This is a genomic window from Stutzerimonas sp. R40042, assembly GCF_026642215.1.
GTDB lineage: Bacteria > Pseudomonadota > Gammaproteobacteria > Pseudomonadales > Pseudomonadaceae > Stutzerimonas > Stutzerimonas frequens.
Genome location: NZ_CP113258.1, coordinates 2,251,713 through 2,272,013, shown reverse-complemented (window position 1 = coordinate 2,272,013; position 20,301 = coordinate 2,251,713). Strand labels below are relative to the sequence as shown.

Below are 20,301 nucleotides of genomic sequence, written 5' to 3'. Positions count from 1 at the left end.
GCCGCAGCGGCTAGCTCTGCACCAGGCGTTTCATCCAGTCGAGCAGCACCGTTGGCAAGAGACCAGGCCGGGGAAGCAGCGCATAGCGGCTCGTGCCGAACATCCGCGGCAGGTAGGCTCCGGCCTGCCGATCGACAGTGAGACAAAACGGCGATATCCCCTGCAGCACCGCCTCAAGCACGGCCTGGCGGGAATCCTCGACACCGTGACGACCTTCGTAGTCGTCGCTGTCGCTTGGCTTGCCGTCGGACAGCACCAGCAACAATCGACGTGTAGCGGGCTGACGCATAAGTGAGGCACTGGCATGACGTATGGCCGCACCACAACGCGTGTAGTGTTCCGGCTCCAGGGCGGCGATGCGTAATGCGATGTCCTGCCCGAAAGCCTCGTCGAACGATTTGATGTTGCGCACTACGACCGCGGTCCGCCCCTGCCCGGAAAATGCCTGTATCGCATACGGCGCCCCCAGGCTTTGCAACGCGATGCCTACCAGCAACAGTGCCTCCCGCTCGACATCGATAACGCGCCGCCCCTGCGATATCCAGCTATCGGTCGAGCCACTCACATCGATCAGCAACATGATCGCCAGATCACGCTGTATCGACCGCTGACTTCGGTACAGGCGGTCGTCCAGACCCGCTCCGGCTCGCAGGTTCGCCACGGCAGCGACATAGGCGTCCAGATCCAGCTCTTCACCGTCGACGCGCCCGCGCACCCAGGCGCGATGCGAGCGCAGCATCTCGAAACGGCGACGAATCCCGTCGAGCATGCCGCGATGGGATTCGAGCGTGTCTCGTACCCAGGCAGAACTGCCTGGCAGCGCGGCATGCACCTGCACGAACGCGCCCTGGTCCCGATAACGACCTATCCGGTAATCCCACTCCGGATAAAGGATGCCAGCCTGCGAAGCGTTGCCGGCAATTGCGGACGCTGGCGAGCCGTCCGGTGGCTCGTCACTGAGCAGTACCTCCTTCGGCTGTCCGGAAGAAGCGACCAAGCGCGCCTGGGGCAAGTCGCCAACCATTTCGCCGAACAGCTCGGTATCGCCTGCGTCGTCCCGATCGATCGGGCGCTGCAAGCCCAGCGGATCTTCCGCATGGGGATGCGGCTCATCGAGCTGGATCATCAGTGGTCCGCTCTGCGGCGACTCGTCCTCGTCCGGCTGCGCCTGACGGACATCGGGTCGCCGCCACATCCGTACGCTGCGCGGCGGAGACAGCGCTGGCTCCTGGTCGGCCTCCGCACAACCAGCGGCGCGATGATCCGTCGTCGGCGCAAGCAAGGCGCCCGACCAGTAGTCGGCGAACAGCGGGTCGAGGCCGATCCGGCCGCCTGCGGCTGGCTGCAGTTGCCAGCGATCCAGCAGGCGTGTGGCCCAGCCGCAAGAATCTTCGGCTGATGAAGGAAGCGGCAACTCATCGAGCTCGCCGCCGAGCCATTCTCGCACGCGAATCTCCAGTGGCCGACGCGCCGCCCCAAATGCACTCAACGGCGGGCGGAATGCCAACGCGTGGGCTCGTAGCGTTCGCACCGCCTCCGCCAGCCCCGGCATTTCCCGCAATAGCTCCTGCTCGGCCGCATGAGCTTCGAGCAATCGATAAAGCGCACCGGTCATGGGTGTGAGGCTGCGCCAGTCGATCAGGGCGCTACCCCGACGGATCCGCATCGCTTGCTGCAGGGCCATGACCTTGTATAGCGACGTTGCCAGCGTACGGTCTGGAACATGCACCGCCCGTGGCAACCAGATGCTCGCACCGTCGGTCGCCGGCACCGCCGCCAGGCGGTGCGGTCGAGGGCTTTGGCCGAACATCTCCGCCAGCAATGTGGGGCGTGGCGGCGGTTGGGCGATGCGTAGCCGATAGCTATGTCCGGTTACTGCCGCCAGCAGCAGCTCCAACCGCTCGGCCACCTCGCTGAGCGGAACACTTTTCGGCTCCGGCGAGTCTGGACCGAAGCGCCGCCACAAACGTTGGACGAACACGGTGGCGTGACGTGCCGCATCGGTCAGGACTTCCTCTGCTTCGGCCATGTCCTAGACGAACATTCCAGAGACCAGGTCCTGCATCGCCTCGGCCAGCGCTTCGTCGTCCGACAGAGGTGCCACGATCGCCGCCAGACAGGCCTCACGTACCGGTATGCCATCGGCACACAGCGCACCCGCGGCGATCAGCAGACGAGTGCTGGGCACCTCGGTAAGGCCTCGGTCGCGCAAGGCTCGCAGCCGATGCGCCAGCGCGACCAGCGCCCTTGAGGTGGGTGCGTCCGCCCCGCTCTCCCGCTGTACGATCCTCGCTTCCTGTTCTTCGCCCGGAAAATCGAGATTCATTGCCACGAAGCGCTGGCGCGTGCTGGGCTTAAGGTCCTTGAGCATCCGCTGATAGCCCGGGTTGTAGGAAATCACCAGCTGAAAACCCGGTGAGGCGACCAGTAACTCACCGGTCTTGTCGATGGGCAGCAGTCGCCGGTGATCGGTCAGCGCGTGCAGAACCACTACGGTGTCCTGCCGCGCCTCGACGACCTCGTCCAGATAGCAAATGGCTCCCTCGCGTACCGCTCGGGTGAGCGGGCCGTCCTGCCACACGGTGCCGTCATGGCGGATCAGGAAGCGGCCGATCAGGTCGCTGGCGGACAAGTCATCGTGGCACGCTACGGTGATCAATGGCCGCTCCAACTTCCAGGCCATGTGTTCGACGAAACGCGTTTTGCCGCAACCGGTCGGACCTTTGAGCATGACGGCCAGACCACGCGCGTGGCAGCGCTCGAACACCGCGACTTCGTTGCCACCGGGTAAATAGAACGGTTCGCCCGCACAGGCCTGGGACAGTGGAGCGCGCTCTGGCAACGTCATGTCGCGCGCGCCTCTGCCAAGGCCGAATCGGCCCCGTCCGTGCTGAAGCGCGGCGCATGGCGGAAAAAGTCATAGATGAACAAGGCAACGCCCACGGTAAACAGCGAGGCGGTAGCGATCAGCATGACGAAGTGAATCTGGATCTTCAGCTGCGCATCCAGGTAGCCCATGCCCATGATCCGTTCGAGGTAGACCTGAGCGATACCTGCCGTGGCAAATGACAACGTCATGCCGAACATGCCGGTGATCTGCAGCCAGAACGCCCAGTAGCCCAGCGTGCTGCCCTGCTCCCTTCGGCCGGCGGTCATCGATGGCAAAGCGTAAGTGATCATCGCCAGCACAATCATGGCGTAGGCCCCATAGAAGGCGGCGTGACCATGCATCGCGGTGATCAGCGTGCCGTGGGTCCATTTGTTAACGCTGGGCCAGGTATGAGCCAAGCCGAGCAGCCCGGCGCCGAACAGCGCAAACACCGCGCTGCCGATCGTCCAGTGCAGCGCCAGCGTATTCGGATGCGCCAGGCCTGAGCGGCGCATCGCACCATAGGCGTAGGCGGCCATGCCAACCAGCGCGAGCGGCTCGAGCGCGCTGAAGAATCCGCCAATGGGCAGCCAGTAAGTGGGCACACCGACCCAATAGTAGTGATGCGCCGTACCGAGGATGCCGGCAAGAAACACCAGGCCGACGATCACGTACAGCCATTTCTCCATGACCTCTCGGTCCGCGCCGGACAAGCGGATAAGCAGGTACGCCAGAAAGCCACCCATGATCATCATCCAGACACCCTCGACCCATAGGTGGATGGTCCACCAGCGATAGAAGATCGAAACGGTGTAGTTCTCGTAGTGCAGCAATGCAGGCAGATACAACAGCGCGGCACTGACGAAGCCGATCATCAGCACCGCTTCGGTGGTCGTGAAGCGCCCGGATTTACGGATCGTCATGCCGACGTTGTAGAGAAAGATCAGCATACAGATGACGATCACGATCTTGTGCGGCAGCGGTTGCTCCAGCAGCTTGTTGCCCGTCCCGTAGCGGAACAGGTAGCCGATGATCGCGGTGACACCCATCAGCGTCCACAGCACTAGCTGCACATAGGCTAGCCTGGTGCTATGCAACTCGGTACGCGACTCCTCAGGAATCATCCAATAGGTCGCGCCCATGAATCCGGTCAGCACCCAGACGATCAGCAGGTTGGTATGGATAACCTTGGTCACGTCGAATGGCAGGATGTACAGCAATGGGTCCGGTCCGATGTACTTGGTCGCAGACAACAGGCCGAAAACCAGCTGAAGGCCGAACAGGACCATCGCCACGGCGAAATACCAGTAAGCGACCGATTGGGACTGATAGCGCATCTTAGTTTCCCCTTGCAGCGAGCATGGAACAGGCCGGGCCTGTGCCGTGCGCGTGTCACTTGAGCGTTTCGAGATAGGCTGTCAGCTGATCGATCTGTTCGTCCGTAAGGCTCTCGCTGTAGCCGGTCGGCATGAACGAGGTGCCGTCAGCCGAGTACATCGCGCCTGCAACGATGTGCGCGCTGGGGGCGACGATCGATTCGCGGATGTAGCCGCGTGCGTCCTGAGCCTGCCCCTGGTAGTCGGGCGAAGCGATCACTTGCGCGGCGCGAGTCGCGATGCCGGATAAGGTCGGCCCTGCCATGTCGGCACCCGGCGCGGTGGAGTGGCAGGCGTTGCAAGCCGGTACCGCTGCGCGGAACACCTGCTCTCCCAGTGCGCGCTCGTCGTCCTCTGCGTCCACTGGCCGCGCCCCAGGAGGCAAGTCGCTACGTTGCGTGCCACCAGTCTTCAGCGTATCGGCGCCCGGAACGAAACTGCCGGTGATCAGGATCGGTCGCGGCGGCCAACCTTGGTTGTCGACCTTGCTGACCCAATCGAGGAATACGATCAGGTCATCGATTTCGCTCTCCGCCAGGTCCTGCTTAGGCATCAGGCGGCGGTGGACCTGCTCGTCGTAGAACTTGGACGGATCGCGCATGTACGCTTTCAGATATGGCTCGCCGCGATGCTGGGTGATCTTGGTCAGGTCCGGTGCGTAGTACGCCCCTTCGCCGAACAAGGTGTGGCAGTTGATGCAGTTGTACTTGTGCCATACATCCATGCCGTGACTGACCTGCGCCGTGATGTTCTCAGCGTTGGTCAGCTCGGGAAACTGCCGATGACTGTCGACAGTCAGTCCGAGGAATACGAGCGCGGCCACTCCGGTTGCGGCTACCGCGAAAAGCCTGGCTTGGCGGTTGTTCATTTCACCCCCTCAGACATTGATGCCGGTCCAGTGAATGAGGGTCATCGAGAGCGCGTAAAGCATTGCGCCGAGCATCAGAAGCAGCACGACGAAGCTCAACAATTTCACCGGACCGTAGAGCTTTTTGGCTTGCATGCGGTTCTCCTTTGACGGCAATCGCTACCCACCGTCGGGCTGTCAGAGTTCGGTACAACAGCGCTCAAGCCTCTCCGGGCCAATGAGTTCAGCACCGCGCGGCGCCTATGCCTCTGCGCCGCTCCGAGAAGGGGATGAACTTTTATCGCTCCGCTACCCGCGATTGCCCGGTTAAAGACTGATTTGACGAAGCACTGCTGTCTGATGATTACTTCATCGTTATTGCAGGCCGCTTGCCGGCGAAACTCGAAGTTACTTCTATTCGGCCGTTTACACATGAGTCGCGGGCTTAATAACCCATATTCCAAGAGGCTCGCCTTCATTCGACTCATGCTCGAATACCGAACAGCTGCAAGGTCCATTCTAGACGGCCAAGACCTGTCCGCCAGCAGTCCGATGCACGCCCAGGCTGCACATATCAGATTTAATGATCCGAATATCAAAAATCATTGATGCAGTATTAATCCGCTCTGCTTGATGAAATTGACGCTGATCAAATCGAGCAACTCCGGCGCAAACCGCGGGATTAATTACGCCCTTCGAACTTATATATTCAACTGGCCGACAGATGGTTATGGCAGTGCGCAAAACGGGGGCTCGTCCATGAGTCGCATGTAATGGCCGGTGAGGAATATCCGGTACGGGAAAGAATGAACAGTGCACAATAAGGATCGTTGCAAGGCGCCCAGCCAGCGGCGGATGCGTTGCTCCACGCGCTCAGGAACGCTAACGTAGCGGCCACCGCATCCGATCACACTTCCCATGACCAAGCCCCCTTCATGCCCGGCCTTGCAACTGGACAACCAGCTCTGCTTCGCCCTGCATTCGACCTCGCTGCTGATGACCAAGGTCTACAAGCCGATGCTCCAGCGCATCGGCCTGACCTACCCGCAATACCTGGCGATGCTCGTGCTGTGGGAAGCCGATGGCATCACCGTCGGCGATGCCAGCTCCCGCCTGATGACGGACCCGGGATCACTGACACCCTTGCTCAAGCGGCTGGAAACGGAAGGATTGATCACCCGCACTCGCCGTAGCGACGACGAGCGTGTTGTCGAGCTGCGTCTCACCGATAAAGGACGCGCGCTGCAGGAACAAGCCGAGTGCATTCCCGCGAGCATCCTCGGTGCCAGCGGTCAGTCTACCGAAGCCGTTGCAACGCTGAAGGACCAGGTAGTTGCCTTGCGTAGCGCTCTGCTGAAGCTGCTCTGAGCCATTGCGGCTCGTCTCGCAACGATAGCCCGGGTTCGAAACGAAATATTATCTTGCGCACAAAGAAATTGCCGGCTAGCTTTCCCCGACATTATTTAGCGCGCAATTATTTTGCGTATAACGTGAGGAGAGTACCATGCAGACCATCCAAGCCCTGTATACCGCCACCGTTACCGCCACCGGCGGACGCGACGGTCGCGCCATATCGACGGACGGCAACCTTGACGTCAGGCTGGCCACACCAAGGGAGCTTGGCGGTCAGGGCGGTAACGCGACCAACCCGGAGCAGCTCTTTGCGGCAGGCTACTCGGCCTGCTTCATCGGTGCCTTGAAATTCGTCGCTGGCCAACAGCAGCAGGCGCTTCCGGCAGAAACGTCCATCACCGCCAACGTCGGGATCGGCCAGATTCCGGGTGGTTTCGGCCTGGAAGTCGCGCTGCAGGTCAGCCTGCCGGGACTGGACCGAGAACTGGCCCAGCGGCTGGTCGAAGCCGCCCATCAGGTATGCCCCTACTCCAACGCAACCCGCGGAAATATCCAGGTTAGCTTGTCGCTGGTCTGACGCCACGGTCCCAGGCAAGCCCGGAGGCATGGTACCTCCGGGCTCAGCAGGCGGCCTTCAGATCCGCAGTGCTACACCGAGGCGCAGCTCGCGGCCCGGCTCGTAGCTACCACGCACGCCTTCGTACCCGGGGATGTGTTCGAAATCCTCGTTACTAGCGTGATCCAGGTACTGCTTGTCGAAGATATTCTTCAGCGTCAGGCTCACCACCAGCCGATCATTGCTCAGCGCTGACCATTGGGCGTAGAGGTCGTGCACACCATAGCCAGGCTTGTCCAGCGTGCCCACACCGGTACGCAGCGAATCGACGCCGCTGACGAAGCGTCCTTGCCAACCGAAGGACAAAGCATCACTGGCGCGATAGTCGGCAAAACCGGTCCAGGTATCGCCGACCGTCGTACCGAGACCGTTGTGCTCATAGACATTGAGCTCGTCGCCGTCGAGCTCGACGTCGTTGTGGTGATAGCTCCGCCCCGCCGCAGCGGAACTCGAAACCCAGTTCGTTGGTACGGGCCTTTTCTGCGTCGAGGCAGGGATCGTTACCGGCGGCACAGGAGGAGCGATCGCTTGCTACAAGCCAACGGCCGCATCGCAGACGCCCTGGCTCGCTCACGATGCATCACCTAGCGACGAAAGCGAAATATCGTCGTCTCGAGGTGCTCAACTGCGGAAGAACAGCACCGTCATGACCGAACCCGTGACGATCACGACAGCCCGCACGAATGCCGGCGGCAACTTTCGGCCGACGCGCGCCATGAAGTAACCCCCGACACTGGCAGCCAGCATCATGACCAGCGCCTCTTTCCACAGGATGGCCCCGCCAAACGCGTAGACCGACACCGCGATGGCCGTCAGTACCGACGAAACCAGATTCTTTAGCCCTTGCATGGAGTTGATGCTGCTATGGCCGAGCAGGCTGAACGCGGCCAGCAGGACGATACCCAATCCGCCGTTGAAGTAGCCTCCGTAGATACTCACCACTGCCAGTGTGCAACCTTGCAGCCAGGCGCCGGCTTCGCCTTCACGGGCATTGCCGCTGAACATGCGCAACAGCCATGGGCCGAATGCGAACAGCAACGTGGCGAACAGCAGGAGCCAGGGCACGATGGCGCGGAACATTTCGTCAGGAGTCGTCAACAGCAAAGCCGCGCCAATGGCGCCGCCGCCCAGGCTGATGGCAATGACTGCGCTCATCGTCAGCGTGGCCGGCGGTTTGAGGTCCTCGCGATATCCCCAGGTGCTGGCGAAGTAGCCGGGCAAGAGCGCAAGGGTTCCGGATGCATTGGCCGCGACGGCGGGCACCCCTGCATAAACCAGAGCCGGGAAGGTGAAAAAGCTCCCGCCACCGGCGATAGCGTTCAAGCCGCCGCCGAGAAATGCCGCCACAAGTAGAATTAGCCAGGTGGCGAGTGAATGGTCCATGCGCTACTTACTCCTGTTCCTTCAATGGGTGGGTGGCGTGTTCGAGCGTTCTGGCGAGGGCTTCCAGCGCGGGGGTCAGCAGCTCGCTGGCCGCTATGGCGGCTTGCTCGGGACAGCCGCTGCGGATGGCCTCGTAGAGTGCGGCATGTGCCTGATAGGTCGGCTCGGGGAGTTGATGCTCCGCTTCCGTTCTGACGATGGTGTTCTGCAGGCCAGCCCAGAAGAACTGGTACATCTCCAGCAACGTAGCGTTATGGCTGGCCCGGACGATATTCAGATGAAACTGCGCGTCTCGCTGAACGAAGTCCGCCAACGAGGCTTCATCGTTCCAGCTTCCTCTCGCCCCAAGCGCGTCGTGGATGGCTTGCAGATCCTCTTCGCTACGGCGAGACGCAGCGAGGCGTGCCGCCTCCACCTCCAGAGCACGACGAACCTCCAACTGGTCGTGCAGGGCCGCGCGCTCCAAATGCTGAAGCAGGCCAGCAGGGTCGCGGACAGAGCGCACGAATGTTCCGGCGCCCTGGCGAACCTCCAGGACGCCGGTATGCACCAGCGCCCTTACCGCTTCGCGAATCGTGTTGCGTCCTACGCCCAACGACTCGCTGAGCTGACTTTCCGTGGGAATCCGCGCACCGCATGGCCACTGCCCCGCTGTGATCTGCGAACGCAGTTGCCCAATCACCTGCTCAACCAATGACGAACGCGCCGTTTGCTGCAGAGCCATATCGACCACTCCGTAAGAATTTAGCCGATCATAGGATGAATTATCAGCAGCGACAACGAGAGAACCGATTTCGACGCCTGGACTTCTGTAGAACGTGGCTCCAGAAGACTAACCACCGCTGGTCGGCAACCGACAAAGGCACGGCCAGGTCTGCAAAACTGAAGAGGCATCGATAGCCTTGCCAGCGAGATGCCTATGCACACCACCTACAACATTGCTCTGGTAAGCCTGTCCATTCTGATCGCCATCGCCGGCTCGTTCACGGCTCTGGACCTTGCCAGTCGAAGCAAGGTCGCCATAGGCTGGGCCCGCCACGCCTGGCTGGCCACCGCAGCCGCCTGCATGGGCGGCAGCATCTGGTCGATGCATTTCATCGGCATGCTCGCGTTCGGCATGCCGGGCATGGAGATCCGCTACGATTTGCGTCTGACGCTCTGGTCCTTCATCGTGCCGATGGTGGTGACGGCCATCAGTTTCTTTGCGGTAGGTATCCGGGGCTCGAAGCGCTCCACGCTTGGCATCGGCGGGCTGTTCATGGGGCTTGGCATAGGTGCAATGCACTATATGGGGATGGCAGCCATGACCATGAACGCCGAGCTCAGCTACGACGGCTTGTGGGTGGCAATTTCCTTCGCCATCGCCATTGGCGCCTCGACCGTGGCCCTGTGGCTGGCGGCCAAGGGGCCCAGGCCCCTTCTACAGGCTGTGTCAGCGGTAGCGATGGGTTTCGCAATCGCCGGCATGCACTACTCCGCCATGGTCGGCGCGCACTTCACCACCCTGGACGCCACTCAACCTGCCCTGCCGGGTGGCGGCTTGGATCTTGTGTCCCTCGCATCGGCCGTCTCGGGCTCAACCTTCGTGGTTCTGTTCTTCGGCCTTGCCGCCTCTCTGCATGATCGACGCCGCGCGATGGTCAGCGAGCAGGAGGCAGCCGCGCTGCGGCGTAGCGAGGAACGCTTCAAGGAGCTCTACAGCAAGACGCCGCTGCCGCTGCACTCGTTGGATACGGATGGACACCTGCGGTCGGTGAGTGACGCCTGGCTCGCGCTGGTCGGTTACCGTCGTCAGGACGTCATCGGGCGCAAGCTGATCAGTTTCATGACCCCAGAATCGGCTCGCCAGCTGGTCGAGCACGACTGGCCCCGGCTAGTCGCCACGGGTGAATGCCTGAACGCCGAATATCGCCTCGTTGCCCGGGCCGGCCTGTTCGTCGACGTGCTGGCATCCACCCGGATCGAAGCCGCCGCTGAGGGCGCGTTGATCCTTGGTGGCCTGGTGGACGTCACCGAGCGCAGGCAGGCCGAAGCGGCATTGCGCCAGGCTCAGAAAATGGAGGCCATCGGCAAGCTGACCGGCGGAATTGCCCACGACTTCAATAACCTGCTGGCGGTTGTCGGCGGTAACCTCGAGCTGCTACGCAAGCGCCTTCCGGATGGCGAGCCGCGTATCGACAGCCTAATCGAGAACGCCTTGCAAGCCGCCCAGCGGGGAGCGGGTCTGGTGCAACGATTGCTCACGTTTGCCCGCAAGCAGGAGCTACGCCCAAGCTCGGTGCTGCTTCCCGATCTGGTGATGGGCATGCGTGAGCTGCTACAGCGTTCTGTCGAGGCCAACATTACTGTCGACATGCGCTTTCCGTTGAATCTGCCGCCGGCCTTCGTGGACGCCAACCAGCTGGAGATGGTGCTGATCAATCTGGTCGTCAACGCACGCGACGCGATGCCGGGCGGCGGCACGATCTGCATCGAGGGCCAATACCACCCCGCCGCCAACGACAACGCACCGCCTGGAAACGAGCACGTCGTGCTACTGGTACGGGACGATGGCTGCGGAATGCCCCAGGAGATTCTGTCCCGTGCCACAGAACCCTTCTTCACCACGAAGGGCCCCGGCAAGGGCACCGGTCTCGGGCTGTCGATGGCTCACGGTCTGGCTGAGCAATCGGGCGGGCGTCTTGAGATCCGCAGCACTCCGGGCGAAGGCACGGCGATCGAGCTATGGCTTCCAGTGGCCAAGCCGCAAGAACGCGCCGAAGACAAGAGCACCTCGGCGGCTGCAAGCCCATGGACCCGCACGGTAGCCAAGGCTTCTCTTACCGTGCTCGTCGTCGACGACGATCCACTGGTTCTGGAAAACACGTCGGCGCTGCTCGAGGATCTCGGCTATAGGGTGACTGCCGTTGACAACGGTGAGGCCGCCCTCTGCCTGCTCCGACGGCAGGACGACTTCGACATCCTGGTCACCGATCACATGATGCCCGGCATGACCGGCGCTCAGTTGGCCGAGACCATACGCACCGAGCGACCGGGCCTTCCCGTTCTGCTGGTCAGTGGCTACGCCGACCTGGCCGAAGGCAACCGCCGCCTGCATACACTGGCCAAGCCCTTCAACCAAGCATCGTTGGTGCATGCAATGAATCAGGCGATGGATCGGCCGGAATCTGGCGTAGTCGTGGAGCTCTACCCATCACACTGAGTCTCGCCTCGATGCGCTCAAGATGAATCCATCCCGAGCTCGCTGCCGAGGCGTTCGTGACAGGGCAACAGAAACATCAGCGCACGCGGCGGTCTTCGGCGGCGTCCAGCCATACGGGCTCCACCTCGAAAGCGGCTCGCAGCACCTCCATGAAGGCCGGCGCTTCCGGAACGGCGATAGGACCGAACGCCGTGACCGCTACCCCCGGCGACCAGGAGTTCAGCACGGCCGCGCCCGCAAATCTCTTCACGCCATCGAGGAAGACATCCTCATGCCGCTGCGCGATACCAAGGCCGCCCAGCTGGCGCTGGATCATGCCCATCATCGTTCCGGCCAGTACCTGCGCACGTGGCCAGACAACCGAACGGCCGTCCCAGAAAGCAAGATTCCAGATGGTCGCCTCGCCAAGGCGCCCATGCCGGTCGACGAAGGCCGCATCGTCGAAACCCTGCGCTACGGCCTTGCACAGGTAATGGGTTTTCGCGCCCTCACCGACATGCTTTATGCCAGGGTGGTATCGCTGATGCTCGACGACGCTCAGCCGAAGCGGCCCCCGAGGACCATCCGACGGAGGTCCGGTACGGACCAGCAGACTCGGCTCGGTACTGCCGCTTGCGGCGGTGAATTCGCCCTCAGGTGAGAACGCCGTTACGGTGAGCGACTGATCCTGAGGGCCGATTTCGATCGCACGACGGACACTGCGCATCACGGTATCGTCGGATGGCGCCCGACCGAACAGTTCGATCGAGGCGCTCTTCAGGCGCGCCAGGTGCAGGTCGAGACCCTTGACCCTGCGGCCCCTCACCTGCAAAGCGGTGAAGTGCGCGAATCCGGCGAATGCTAAAGGCGCCAGATCACACGCAGTGGCCGGCACTTCGTTGAGCAGTATCGGGTAAGTTTCGCAATGTGACGCCATGGGAATGCTCCTCACCTTTCGATTGGGAGCATCGAGTGTAAAATCTGACAGCACTGTTAGAGTCAAGCCCAATATGAAGATCGGCGAACTGTCCAGACGATGCGAAGTGAACGTCCGCATGCTGCGCTACTACGAGGAGCAAGGGCTCCTCAAGCCGCAACGCAGCCAAAGCGGCTTCAGGGAATATGGGCCTCGGGAACAGCAAACGGTCGAGCGAATCAAGCTGCTGGGCTCCGCAGGCATGACGCTCACCACGATCAAGCAGTTTCTGCCGTGCATTCGGGGCGAAGGTCATCTCTTGGAACCGTGCGAAGAACTCCGCTCCACGCTGATCGGGCAGATCGCCCTGATCGACCAGAAAACCGAAAAGCTCATGAACAGCCGCAAGGTGCTCGAGAGGTTTTTGCTGGAAGTCCAGTGAAGCCCCCTCAACGGTTGCAGTGGCACGGCAAGGAGCTCCCCCCCTTACGATCAGCTGGTCCGCATCCTTTAGCGAGACGGAACCTGCGCGGCCGTTCCCTTAGAAGAACTCATCGAGCAGTCGGTAAACGCGCACGCAACAGATCGGACGCTTCGATCCCATAGCATTCCAGGCGCACCTGAACCCATTCCTCTCACGGTTCTTCGCCGATATCGCGACAGGCTGCTCAGCCCCGGAAACAGTACGTTGGGCAAACATGCATCGAGCATCCCAGGCCGCGCGCTGAAGAGACACGTACGGCACCCGGCACCAGCGATTACGTACGCGAAAGGCCATTTCCTGAAGGATCTGCGGCTATGCGCGCCCATCTTCTACAGATGTCGAATTCGATGGCAAAGGCTATTTCGAAAGGCTCCACATGCTGGGCTGGCTACTTAACTTTGAAGGCTAAGTACCGCTCTCGTTGCGTACCTTTTTTCCGTGGGAGCACGCTGGGAACGCTACACCCAGACTCGCGCTGCCCAGAAACGCGAAAGCCCCGGAATCCGGGGCTTTCAGCTTTTCACATGGTGCGGACGGAGAGACTCGAACTCTCACACCTTGCGGCGCCAGAACCTAAATCTGGTGTGTCTACCAATTTCACCACGTCCGCCAAGCGGGCTAAACGAAAACGCCAGGCAGCGCCTGGCGTTCTCGAGAATATGGGGTGGACGAAGGGGATCGAACCCTCGACACCAGGAGCCACAATCCTGTGCTCTACCAACTGAGCTACGCCCACCATATTGCATTTGCTTGTGCCAGAGCCCGAAATGGCGCACCCGGCAGGACTCGAACCTGCGACCATCCGCTTAGAAGGCGGATGCTCTATCCAGCTGAGCTACGGGCGCTTTTATCTGCATTCTGTTCGGAGCGCAGACTTGAAGCTCCGGCTATTGAAAGAAGTCGCCTTCTTCGTAAGCCATCTTACCCAGCAGCAGGCTGTGCTCGACAAGCGGGGCGAATGTTATAGAGGCTCCAAACAGTCGTCAACAGCAAATTGAAAAAAATTTCAGCTAGATAAAGGGGTTACAGATGACGAACGCTGCTTCGCCTTTGCCGTATCGCTACGACATGCGAGAATACGCGCCCTTTCCAAGTCCTCTCCAATGGTTAACCAAGCGTCATGACCGCAAAACTGATCGACGGTAAAACGATTGCTGCCAACATTCGCCAACAGATCTCCGGTCGTGTTGCCGAACGTCGCGCCCAAGGGCTCCGCGCACCCGGCCTCGCCGTGATTCTGGTCGGCAGCGATCCAGCCTCCCAGGTGTACGTGGCGCACAAGCGCAAAGATTGCGAGGAGGTGGGCTTCCACTCTGTCGCCCATGATCTGCCAAGCGATACCCGCCAGGAAGACCTGTTGGCCCTGATCGATCAGCTCAATGACGACTCTTCGATCGACGGCATTCTCGTCCAGCTGCCTCTGCCCAAGCATCTCGATGCATCCCAGCTGCTGGAGCGCATCCGCCCGGACAAGGACGTAGACGGTTTCCACCCCTATAACGTCGGCCGCCTCGCGCAGCGTATGCCATTGCTGCGCCCATGCACGCCGAAAGGCATCATGACGCTGCTTGAAAGCACCGGAGTCGACCTGCATGGGCTGGACGCGGTCGTGGTCGGCGCTTCGAACATCGTCGGGCGGCCTATGGCGCTGGAGCTGCTGTTGGCCGGCTGCACCACTACCGTAACCCACCGCTTTACCCGCAATCTCGAAGAGCACGTACGGCGGGCCGACCTGGTCGTGGTCGCAACCGGCATCACTGGCCTGGTCAAGGGTGAATGGATCAAGCCCGGCGCAATCGTCGTCGACGTCGGCATCAACCGCCAGGCTGATGGCCGTCTGCTCGGCGACGTGGAATTCGAACCAGCCAGCGAGCGCGCCGCATGGATCACCCCGGTGCCGGGCGGCGTCGGCCCGATGACCCGCGCCTGCCTGCTGGAAAATACCCTGCACGCCGCAGAACATCTGCACGACTGATCGTGAACGACGCAAACAAGAACGGCGCCCTTCGGCGCCGTTCTTGTTTGCATTGGACTATTCAGCCAGACGCCAGGTCGTCCCGCCCTTGCCGTCCTCCAGGACCACACCCATGGCGCTGAGCTGATCGCGGATACGGTCGGACTCGGCCCAGTTCTTTTCCGCTCTCGCCGCCAAACGCGCGGCGATCAGCGCCTCGACCTCGGCAGCGTCAACCTTGCCATCAGCTCCCGCCTGCAGGAAGGCATCGGGCTCCAACTGCAGTACGCCGAGCACACCGGCAAGCACCTTAAGCTGAGCAGCCAGCGCGGCAGCAGCAGCAAGATCGGTCTCACGCAGGCGGTTGACCTCACGCACCATATCGAACAGCACCGCGCACGCTTCTGGCGAGTTGAAATCGTCGTCCATCGCCGCGCCGAAGCGCGCCACGAACGCCTCGCCACCGGCAGGCGTCGCGTCAGGCAGGCCTTTCAAGCCGTTGTAGAAGCGCTCCAGCGCACCTTTGGCTTCGCGCAGGCTGTCCTCGGAGTAGTTGATTGGACTGCGGTAGTGGCTGGACACCAGTAGGTAGCGCACCACCTCCGGGTGGTACTTCTCCAGCACCTCGCGGATGGTGAAGAAATTGCCCAGGCTTTTGGACATCTTCTCGCCGTCGACCCGCACCGCGCCAGCGTGCATCCAGACATTGGCGTACTGCTTGCCGGTCGCGGCCTCGCTCTGCGCGATCTCGTTCTCATGGTGCGGAAACACCAAATCCGGGCCGCCACCATGGATGTCGAACGTCTCACCCAGGCAGCAGGTGGACATTACCGAACACTCGATATGCCAACCGGGACGCCCAGGGCCCCACGGCGAATCCCAGCTCGGCTCGCCAGGCTTGGCGCCCTTCCACAGTACGAAGTCCAGCGGATCTTCCTTGGCTTCGTCCACCTCGATGCGCGCGCCGATCTTCAGGTCCTCGATCTTGCGCCGCGAGAGTTTGCCGTAACCGACGAATTTGCCGACCCGGTAGTAGACGTCACCGTTGCCCGGCGCATAGGCGAAGCCCTTGTCGATCAGGGTCTGGATCATCGTATGCATGCCGGCAATATGGTCGGTGGCGCGAGGCTCGACGTCCGGACGCAACACGTTGAGGCGCGTCTCGTCTTCATGCATCGCCGCAATCATGCGCTCGACCAGCGCCTGGAACGGCTCGCCGTTATCAGTGGCACGGTGGATGATCTTGTCATCGATGTCGGTGATGTTACGCACGTAGGTCACGTCGTAGCCGCGCTGGCGCAGCCAGCGGGTGACCACGTCGAACGCCACCATTACCCGTGCATGACCGATGTGGCAGAAGTCGTAGACCGTCATGCCACAGACGTACATGCGCACCTTGTTGCCTTCCAGCGGGCAGAACGCTTCCTTGGTCTTGCTCAGCGTGTTATAGATCGCCAGCGCCATCATTGACCCCAGGAGTCACGCAGCGTGACGGTGCGATTGAACACAGGAGCGCCGGGCTTGCTGTCCTTCATATCGGCGCAGAAATAGCCTTCACGCTCGAACTGAAAGCGCTCTTCAGGAGCCACATCCGCCAGCGAAGGCTCGGCTCGACACCCCTTGAGCACGACGAGCGAATCGGGGTTGATATTGTCCAGGAAGCTGCCGCCCTCCTCGTCCTTCTCAGGATTGGCGGAACGGAACAGACGATCGTACAGACGCACCTCGCACTCGACGCTTTCGGCAGCCGGCACCCAGTGGATCACACCCTTGACCTTGCGGCCTTCGGGGTTCTTGCCCAAGGTATTTTCGTCGTAGCTGCAGCGCAGCTCGACGACGTTTCCAGCCTCGTCCTTGATCGCTTCATCGGCACGGATCACGTAGCTGCCGCGCAGTCGCACTTCACCGCCAGGAACCAGTCGCTTGAAGCCCGCCGGCGGGACTTCTTCGAAGTCGCCCGCATCGATGTAGATCTCGCGGCTGAACGGCAGCACCCGCACCCCCATGTCCTGCTTCGGATGACGCGGCAGCTCGAGGTCTTCGCTCTTCCCTTCCGGATAGTTGGTAATCACCACCTTGAGTGGCTTGAGCACGCACATGGCACGCGCAGCGTTGGCGTCCAGGTCTTCGCGAATCGCAAATTCCAGCATGCCGATGTCGACAACGCCGCCTGCGCGATTCACACCGATCATGTCGCAAAAGTTGCGGATCGAGGCCGGGGTGTAGCCGCGGCGCCGGAAGCCGGAGAGCGTCGACATGCGCGGGTCGTCCCAACCGCTCACGTGCTTCTCATCCACCAGCTGCTTGAGCTTGCGCTTGCTGGTGATGGTGTAGTTCAGGTTGAGACGGGCGAACTCGTACTGGCGCGGTTGGGCCGGTACTGGCAGGTTGGCCAGGAACCACTCGTACAACGGGCGATGATCCTCGAATTCGAGGGTGCAGATGGAATGCGTGATGCCCTCGATGGCGTCCGACTGCCCGTGAGTGAAGTCGTAGCTCGGATAGATGCACCACTTGTCACCGGTCTGGTGATGGTGCGCATGGCGAATGCGATAGAGGATCGGGTCGCGCAGATTCATGTTCGGCGAGGCCATGTCGATCTTCGCCCGCAGCGCACGGGCGCCATCCGGGAACTCACCAGCCTTCATGCGGGCGAACAGGTCGAGGTTCTCGTCCACCGAACGCTCGCGGAACGGGCTGTTCTTGCCAGGCTCGGTCAGGCTGCCACGGTATTCACGGGCCTGCTCGGGTGTCAGGTCGCAGACATAGGCCTTGCCCGCCTTGATCAGCTCTATCGCCCAGTCATGCAGCTGATCGAAATAGTTGGAGGCGTAGCGTTCCTCGCCGGCCCACTGGAAGCCCAGCCACTGCACGTCGCTCTTGATCGCGTCGATGTACTCCTGGTCTTCCTTGGCCGGGTTGGTGTCATCGAAGCGCAGGTTGCACTCGCCACCGAACTCCTTCGCTAGGCCGAAGTTCAGGCAAATCGACTTGGCATGCCCGATGTGCAGATAGCCATTGGGCTCCGGCGGGAAGCGAGTGACGATCTTGGCGTGCTTGCCGGAGTCCAGATCAGCCTGGACGATCGGACGGAGAAAATTGCTAGCGGCGGGAGTCTCGGGCTTGCTCATGATGTCCTTAACGTCAGCGAGTGTGCGGCTTAAGAGAGGCTTACAAATATAACGAGCGATGGCCAGGCAGTGAGATCAGCGCAAAAAGCGGAATGTACAAAGTCGTACTTAAGCATTTTGAGACCATTTCAACGTCGCAGGGCCGAGTGCAGTAGCTTGTAAATGCCCTCTCAGGGTAGGCCGACCAAATCAAAGCGCCTATCATAGCGGACCCGTCAACCCCCTGACAGAGCAATGCGCTCAGGGGATACCGCCATCAGTGACTGGCGGCACTCGGTAACGACGACCCTTGCAGCGGCGCGCCCGCACCAACGAAACGGAACCCTTCCCGATGATCAAACTGCACACCAACTACGGCGTCATCACCGTCAATCTGTTCGAAGACAAGGCTCCGGAAACCACAGCCAACTTCAAGGAATATGTGAAGAGCGGCCACTACGACGGCACCATCTTCCATCGCGTGATCAGCAATTTCATGATCCAGGGCGGCGGTTTCGAGCCAGGCATGAAGCAGAAGTCCACTCGCGCGCCGATCAAGAACGAGGCCAACAATGGTCTGTCGAACAAAACCGGCACTCTGGCCATGGCGCGCACCATGGAACCGCATTCGGCGTCCGCGCAGTTCTTCATCAACGTGAAGGACAACGACTTCCTCGATCACAGTGCGCCTACCGTACAGGGTTGGGGCTATGCCGTGTTCGGCGAGGTGACCGAGGGCATGGATGTGGTCGAGAAGATCAAGGGTGTGGCGACGACCATGAAGTCCGGCCACCAGGACGTCCCGGTCGAGGACGTGGTGATCGAGAAGGCCGAGATCGTCGAGTAATCGCGAGTGATCCTGCTGATCTCAGATCTGCATCTGGAAGAGGAACGCCCGGATATCACCCGGGCGTTTCTGCATTTTCTCGCGACGCGCGCTACCCAGGCCGAAGCCCTATACATTCTCGGTGACTTCTTCGAGGTCTGGATCGGCGACGACGCCATGACGCCGTTCCAGGAATCGATTGCCCGCGCCCTGCGTGCGTTGAGTGAGCGCGGCGTCAGAATCTATCTGATGCACGGCAACCGCGACTTCATGCTCGGCCAGACCTTCTGCCGCAAGGCCGGCTGCAAGCTGCTGGCTGACCCGAGTGTGGTCCAGCTCTGCGGCGAGCCGGTACTGCTGATGCACGGCGACAGTCTGTGTACCCGCGATGAAGGCTACATGCGGCTACGCCGGCTGCTGCGCAACCCCCTCAGCCTGCTCGTTCTGCGCAATCTGCCGCTCGCGACTCGCCGGAAACTCGCCCGCAAGCTGCGCAACGAAAGCCGCAGCCAGACCCGAATGAAAGCCAGCGACATCATCGACGTCACCCCGGAACTGATACCCGGCGTGCTGGCCGAACATGGCGTTCGCACGCTGATCCACGGTCATACTCATCGACCGGCGACACATGACTTCGAGGTAGATAGCCAACCCGCCAAGCGGATCGTGCTGGGCGACTGGGATCGACAGGGGTGGGCATTGCAGGTGGATGAAAACGGCTACCACCAGGCGCCATTCGCCCTGAGCTAGGCTGCCAGCGGCACGCCGCTGTGAAACCGGAACTCGCTGTCCGGGCTTTCGATCAATTCCCGTTCCCGCTCGCGCACCCGAACGATGGTGGCATCCACATCGGCGGCGTCGCCGTACTGATAGGCCAGCTTCAGGTAATCCTGGAAGTGCCGCGCTTCCGACTTGAGCAGCCCGTGATAGAACTTGCCCAGCTCTTCATCCAGGTGCGGTACCAACATGGCGAAGCGCTCGCAAGAGCGCGCCTCGATAAAGGCACCGATCACCAGCGTGTCGGTCAGTCGATAGGGCTCATGATTGCGTACGAGCTCGCGCAAACCGGCGGCATAACGAGACGAGCCAACATTGCGCAACTCGATCTCGCGGCGACGGATGATCGCCAGCACCTGCTCGAAATGGCGCAGCTCCTCCCGCGCCAGACGCGACATCTTGTTCTGCAGATCCGGCTTGTCGACATAGCGGAACATCAACTGGAACGCCGACCCCGCTGCCTTTTTTTCGCAGTTGCCGTGGTCGATCAGCATCACGTCCTGATTCTGCAAGGCAGCGTCTACCCAAGCAGCGGGGGTGACGCAGGCGAGGAAGTCGTTCAGATCAGGAAGCATGTCGAACCTTGCATATTCAGGAACAAAATAGTGG

At 61.3% G+C, this 20,301-nt stretch carries 19 protein-coding genes and 3 tRNA genes; 7 read left to right on the top strand and 15 right to left on the bottom strand.

What is annotated here, in order from left to right:
• Positions 1 to 10: 10 nt before the first annotated feature.
• From OUY36_RS10815 to OUY36_RS10795, 5 genes are read right to left on the bottom strand one after another with little or no spacing between them, the layout of a single operon-like run.
• A complete protein-coding gene (locus OUY36_RS10815) occupies positions 11 to 2,029 on the bottom strand; it encodes a nitric oxide reductase activation protein NorD (protein ID WP_267938045.1) in 2,019 nt (672 codons plus the stop codon).
• 3 nt (positions 2,030 to 2,032) lie between these two features.
• Positions 2,033 to 2,848, bottom strand: coding sequence for a CbbQ/NirQ/NorQ/GpvN family protein (locus OUY36_RS10810; RefSeq protein ID WP_102841139.1), 816 nt, complete (start codon positions 2,846 to 2,848; stop codon positions 2,033 to 2,035).
• Positions 2,845 to 4,206: a cbb3-type cytochrome c oxidase subunit I gene (locus tag OUY36_RS10805; RefSeq protein WP_253750273.1), complete on the bottom strand. Its 1,362-nt coding sequence runs from the start codon at positions 4,204 to 4,206 to the stop codon at positions 2,845 to 2,847. Before OUY36_RS10805 ends, OUY36_RS10810 begins: the two co-directional genes overlap by 4 nt.
• A gap of 55 nt (positions 4,207 to 4,261) precedes the next feature.
• The gene (locus tag OUY36_RS10800; protein ID WP_267938039.1) at positions 4,262 to 5,113 is read right to left on the bottom strand and encodes a cytochrome c; all 852 of its coding nucleotides are present in this window, start codon (positions 5,111 to 5,113) and stop codon (positions 4,262 to 4,264) included.
• 9 nt (positions 5,114 to 5,122) lie between these two features.
• The gene (locus tag OUY36_RS10795; RefSeq protein WP_267908132.1) at positions 5,123 to 5,248 is read right to left on the bottom strand and encodes a hypothetical protein; all 126 of its coding nucleotides are present in this window, start codon (positions 5,246 to 5,248) and stop codon (positions 5,123 to 5,125) included.
• A 762-nt stretch (positions 5,249 to 6,010) separates the two neighbouring features.
• Here OUY36_RS10795 and OUY36_RS10790 point away from each other — a divergent pair.
• Together OUY36_RS10790 and OUY36_RS10785 are read left to right on the top strand one after the other, a co-directional pair.
• Positions 6,011 to 6,460: a MarR family winged helix-turn-helix transcriptional regulator gene (locus OUY36_RS10790; protein ID WP_267938037.1), complete on the top strand. Its 450-nt coding sequence runs from the start codon at positions 6,011 to 6,013 to the stop codon at positions 6,458 to 6,460.
• Between the two features lie 136 nt (positions 6,461 to 6,596).
• Positions 6,597 to 7,022, top strand: a complete 426-nt coding sequence (locus OUY36_RS10785) for an organic hydroperoxide resistance protein (RefSeq protein WP_063543030.1) — start codon at positions 6,597 to 6,599, stop codon at positions 7,020 to 7,022.
• Positions 7,023 to 7,079: 57 nt separating this feature from the next.
• On the opposite strand, the gene OUY36_RS10780 is transcribed toward OUY36_RS10785, so the two are convergent.
• The 3 genes from OUY36_RS10780 to OUY36_RS10770 all read right to left on the bottom strand — a co-directional run bounded on the left by OUY36_RS10780 (position 7,080) and on the right by OUY36_RS10770 (position 9,168).
• The gene (locus OUY36_RS10780; protein WP_267938035.1) at positions 7,080 to 7,574 is read right to left on the bottom strand and encodes a TonB-dependent receptor; all 495 of its coding nucleotides are present in this window, start codon (positions 7,572 to 7,574) and stop codon (positions 7,080 to 7,082) included.
• A 108-nt stretch (positions 7,575 to 7,682) separates the two neighbouring features.
• Positions 7,683 to 8,444 carry a sulfite exporter TauE/SafE family protein gene (locus tag OUY36_RS10775; RefSeq protein WP_267938033.1) on the bottom strand — a complete coding sequence of 254 codons (762 nt, stop codon included), beginning with the start codon at positions 8,442 to 8,444 and terminating at the stop codon, positions 7,683 to 7,685.
• Positions 8,445 to 8,451: 7 nt separating this feature from the next.
• On the bottom strand, positions 8,452 to 9,168 hold the full coding sequence (locus OUY36_RS10770; RefSeq protein WP_267938031.1) for a FadR/GntR family transcriptional regulator: 717 nt from the start codon (positions 9,166 to 9,168) through the stop codon (positions 8,452 to 8,454).
• A gap of 195 nt (positions 9,169 to 9,363) precedes the next feature.
• Here OUY36_RS10770 and OUY36_RS10765 point away from each other — a divergent pair, with 195 nt between their 5' ends.
• Positions 9,364 to 11,646 carry an MHYT domain-containing protein gene (locus OUY36_RS10765; protein ID WP_267938028.1) on the top strand — a complete coding sequence of 761 codons (2,283 nt, stop codon included), beginning with the start codon at positions 9,364 to 9,366 and terminating at the stop codon, positions 11,644 to 11,646.
• A 76-nt stretch (positions 11,647 to 11,722) separates the two neighbouring features.
• Here OUY36_RS10765 and OUY36_RS10760 read toward each other — a convergent pair whose 3' ends face one another.
• Positions 11,723 to 12,682, bottom strand: coding sequence for an aminotransferase class IV family protein (locus OUY36_RS10760; protein WP_267938026.1), 960 nt, complete (start codon positions 12,680 to 12,682; stop codon positions 11,723 to 11,725).
• Between OUY36_RS10760 and OUY36_RS10755 the strand changes: the two genes are divergently transcribed.
• Positions 12,681 to 12,983: a MerR family transcriptional regulator gene (locus OUY36_RS10755; RefSeq protein WP_267938024.1), complete on the top strand. Its 303-nt coding sequence runs from the start codon at positions 12,681 to 12,683 to the stop codon at positions 12,981 to 12,983. The genes OUY36_RS10760 and OUY36_RS10755 overlap by 2 nt on opposite strands.
• A 567-nt stretch (positions 12,984 to 13,550) precedes the next feature.
• Here OUY36_RS10755 and OUY36_RS10750 read toward each other — a convergent pair.
• From OUY36_RS10750 to OUY36_RS10740, 3 genes are all read right to left on the bottom strand, one after another.
• Positions 13,551 to 13,635: transfer RNA gene (locus tag OUY36_RS10750), tRNA-Leu, on the bottom strand.
• A 50-nt stretch (positions 13,636 to 13,685) separates the two neighbouring features.
• Positions 13,686 to 13,761: transfer RNA gene (locus OUY36_RS10745), tRNA-His, on the bottom strand.
• A gap of 32 nt (positions 13,762 to 13,793) precedes the next feature.
• A tRNA-Arg gene (locus OUY36_RS10740) sits at positions 13,794 to 13,870 on the bottom strand.
• 275 nt (positions 13,871 to 14,145) lie between these two features.
• Between OUY36_RS10740 and folD the strand changes: the two genes are divergently transcribed.
• Positions 14,146 to 15,000, top strand: coding sequence for a bifunctional methylenetetrahydrofolate dehydrogenase/methenyltetrahydrofolate cyclohydrolase FolD (gene folD, locus OUY36_RS10735; RefSeq protein WP_267938022.1), 855 nt, complete (start codon positions 14,146 to 14,148; stop codon positions 14,998 to 15,000).
• 57 nt (positions 15,001 to 15,057) lie between these two features.
• On the opposite strand, the gene cysS is transcribed toward folD, so the two are convergent.
• Positions 15,058 to 16,443, bottom strand: coding sequence for a cysteine--tRNA ligase (gene cysS, locus OUY36_RS10730; RefSeq protein ID WP_267938019.1), 1,386 nt, complete (start codon positions 16,441 to 16,443; stop codon positions 15,058 to 15,060).
• Positions 16,443 to 18,110, bottom strand: coding sequence for a glutamine--tRNA ligase/YqeY domain fusion protein (locus OUY36_RS10725; protein WP_267938017.1), 1,668 nt, complete (start codon positions 18,108 to 18,110; stop codon positions 16,443 to 16,445). The genes cysS and OUY36_RS10725 overlap by 1 nt, the downstream gene beginning before the upstream one ends.
• Before the next feature lie 331 nt (positions 18,111 to 18,441).
• Here OUY36_RS10725 and OUY36_RS10720 point away from each other — a divergent pair, with 331 nt between their 5' ends.
• Entirely contained in the window at positions 18,442 to 18,936 is a 495-nt protein-coding gene (locus OUY36_RS10720; protein WP_063543050.1) for a peptidylprolyl isomerase, read from the top strand.
• A gap of 6 nt (positions 18,937 to 18,942) precedes the next feature.
• Positions 18,943 to 19,665, top strand: coding sequence for a UDP-2,3-diacylglucosamine diphosphatase (gene lpxH, locus OUY36_RS10715; protein WP_267938015.1), 723 nt, complete (start codon positions 18,943 to 18,945; stop codon positions 19,663 to 19,665).
• On the opposite strand, the gene OUY36_RS10710 is transcribed toward lpxH, so the two are convergent.
• Positions 19,662 to 20,267 (bottom strand): tRNA-(ms[2]io[6]A)-hydroxylase, encoded by a 606-nt coding sequence (locus OUY36_RS10710; protein WP_267938013.1) that lies wholly within the window; start codon positions 20,265 to 20,267, stop codon positions 19,662 to 19,664. The genes lpxH and OUY36_RS10710 overlap by 4 nt on opposite strands.
• Positions 20,268 to 20,301: the final 34 nt, after the last annotated feature.

Excerpts from the sequence above, each read along its gene's own strand:
- OUY36_RS10815 (WP_267938045.1), bottom strand. The coding sequence starts at position 2,029 with ATGGCCGAAGCAGAGGAAGTCCTGACCGATGCGGCACGTCACGCCACC.
- OUY36_RS10755 (WP_267938024.1), top strand. The coding sequence starts at position 12,681 with ATGCTGCGCTACTACGAGGAGCAAGGGCTCCTCAAGCCGCAACGCAGC.
- OUY36_RS10790 (WP_267938037.1), top strand. The coding sequence starts at position 6,011 with ATGACCAAGCCCCCTTCATGCCCGGCCTTGCAACTGGACAACCAGCTC.
- OUY36_RS10795 (WP_267908132.1), bottom strand. The coding sequence starts at position 5,248 with ATGCAAGCCAAAAAGCTCTACGGTCCGGTGAAATTGTTGAGCTTCGTC.
- OUY36_RS10765 (WP_267938028.1), top strand. The coding sequence starts at position 9,364 with ATGCACACCACCTACAACATTGCTCTGGTAAGCCTGTCCATTCTGATC.
- cysS (WP_267938019.1), bottom strand. The coding sequence starts at position 16,443 with ATGGCGCTGGCGATCTATAACACGCTGAGCAAGACCAAGGAAGCGTTC.
- OUY36_RS10720 (WP_063543050.1), top strand. The coding sequence starts at position 18,442 with ATGATCAAACTGCACACCAACTACGGCGTCATCACCGTCAATCTGTTC.
- OUY36_RS10710 (WP_267938013.1), bottom strand. The coding sequence starts at position 20,267 with ATGCTTCCTGATCTGAACGACTTCCTCGCCTGCGTCACCCCCGCTGCT.
- OUY36_RS10805 (WP_253750273.1), bottom strand. The coding sequence starts at position 4,206 with ATGCGCTATCAGTCCCAATCGGTCGCTTACTGGTATTTCGCCGTGGCG.
- OUY36_RS10785 (WP_063543030.1), top strand. The coding sequence starts at position 6,597 with ATGCAGACCATCCAAGCCCTGTATACCGCCACCGTTACCGCCACCGGC.
- OUY36_RS10800 (WP_267938039.1), bottom strand. The coding sequence starts at position 5,113 with ATGAACAACCGCCAAGCCAGGCTTTTCGCGGTAGCCGCAACCGGAGTG.
- OUY36_RS10810 (WP_102841139.1), bottom strand. The coding sequence starts at position 2,848 with ATGACGTTGCCAGAGCGCGCTCCACTGTCCCAGGCCTGTGCGGGCGAA.
- OUY36_RS10770 (WP_267938031.1), bottom strand. The coding sequence starts at position 9,168 with ATGGCTCTGCAGCAAACGGCGCGTTCGTCATTGGTTGAGCAGGTGATT.
- folD (WP_267938022.1), top strand. The coding sequence starts at position 14,146 with ATGACCGCAAAACTGATCGACGGTAAAACGATTGCTGCCAACATTCGC.
- OUY36_RS10775 (WP_267938033.1), bottom strand. The coding sequence starts at position 8,444 with ATGGACCATTCACTCGCCACCTGGCTAATTCTACTTGTGGCGGCATTT.
- OUY36_RS10760 (WP_267938026.1), bottom strand. The coding sequence starts at position 12,682 with ATGCGGACGTTCACTTCGCATCGTCTGGACAGTTCGCCGATCTTCATA.
- OUY36_RS10725 (WP_267938017.1), bottom strand. The coding sequence starts at position 18,110 with ATGAGCAAGCCCGAGACTCCCGCCGCTAGCAATTTTCTCCGTCCGATC.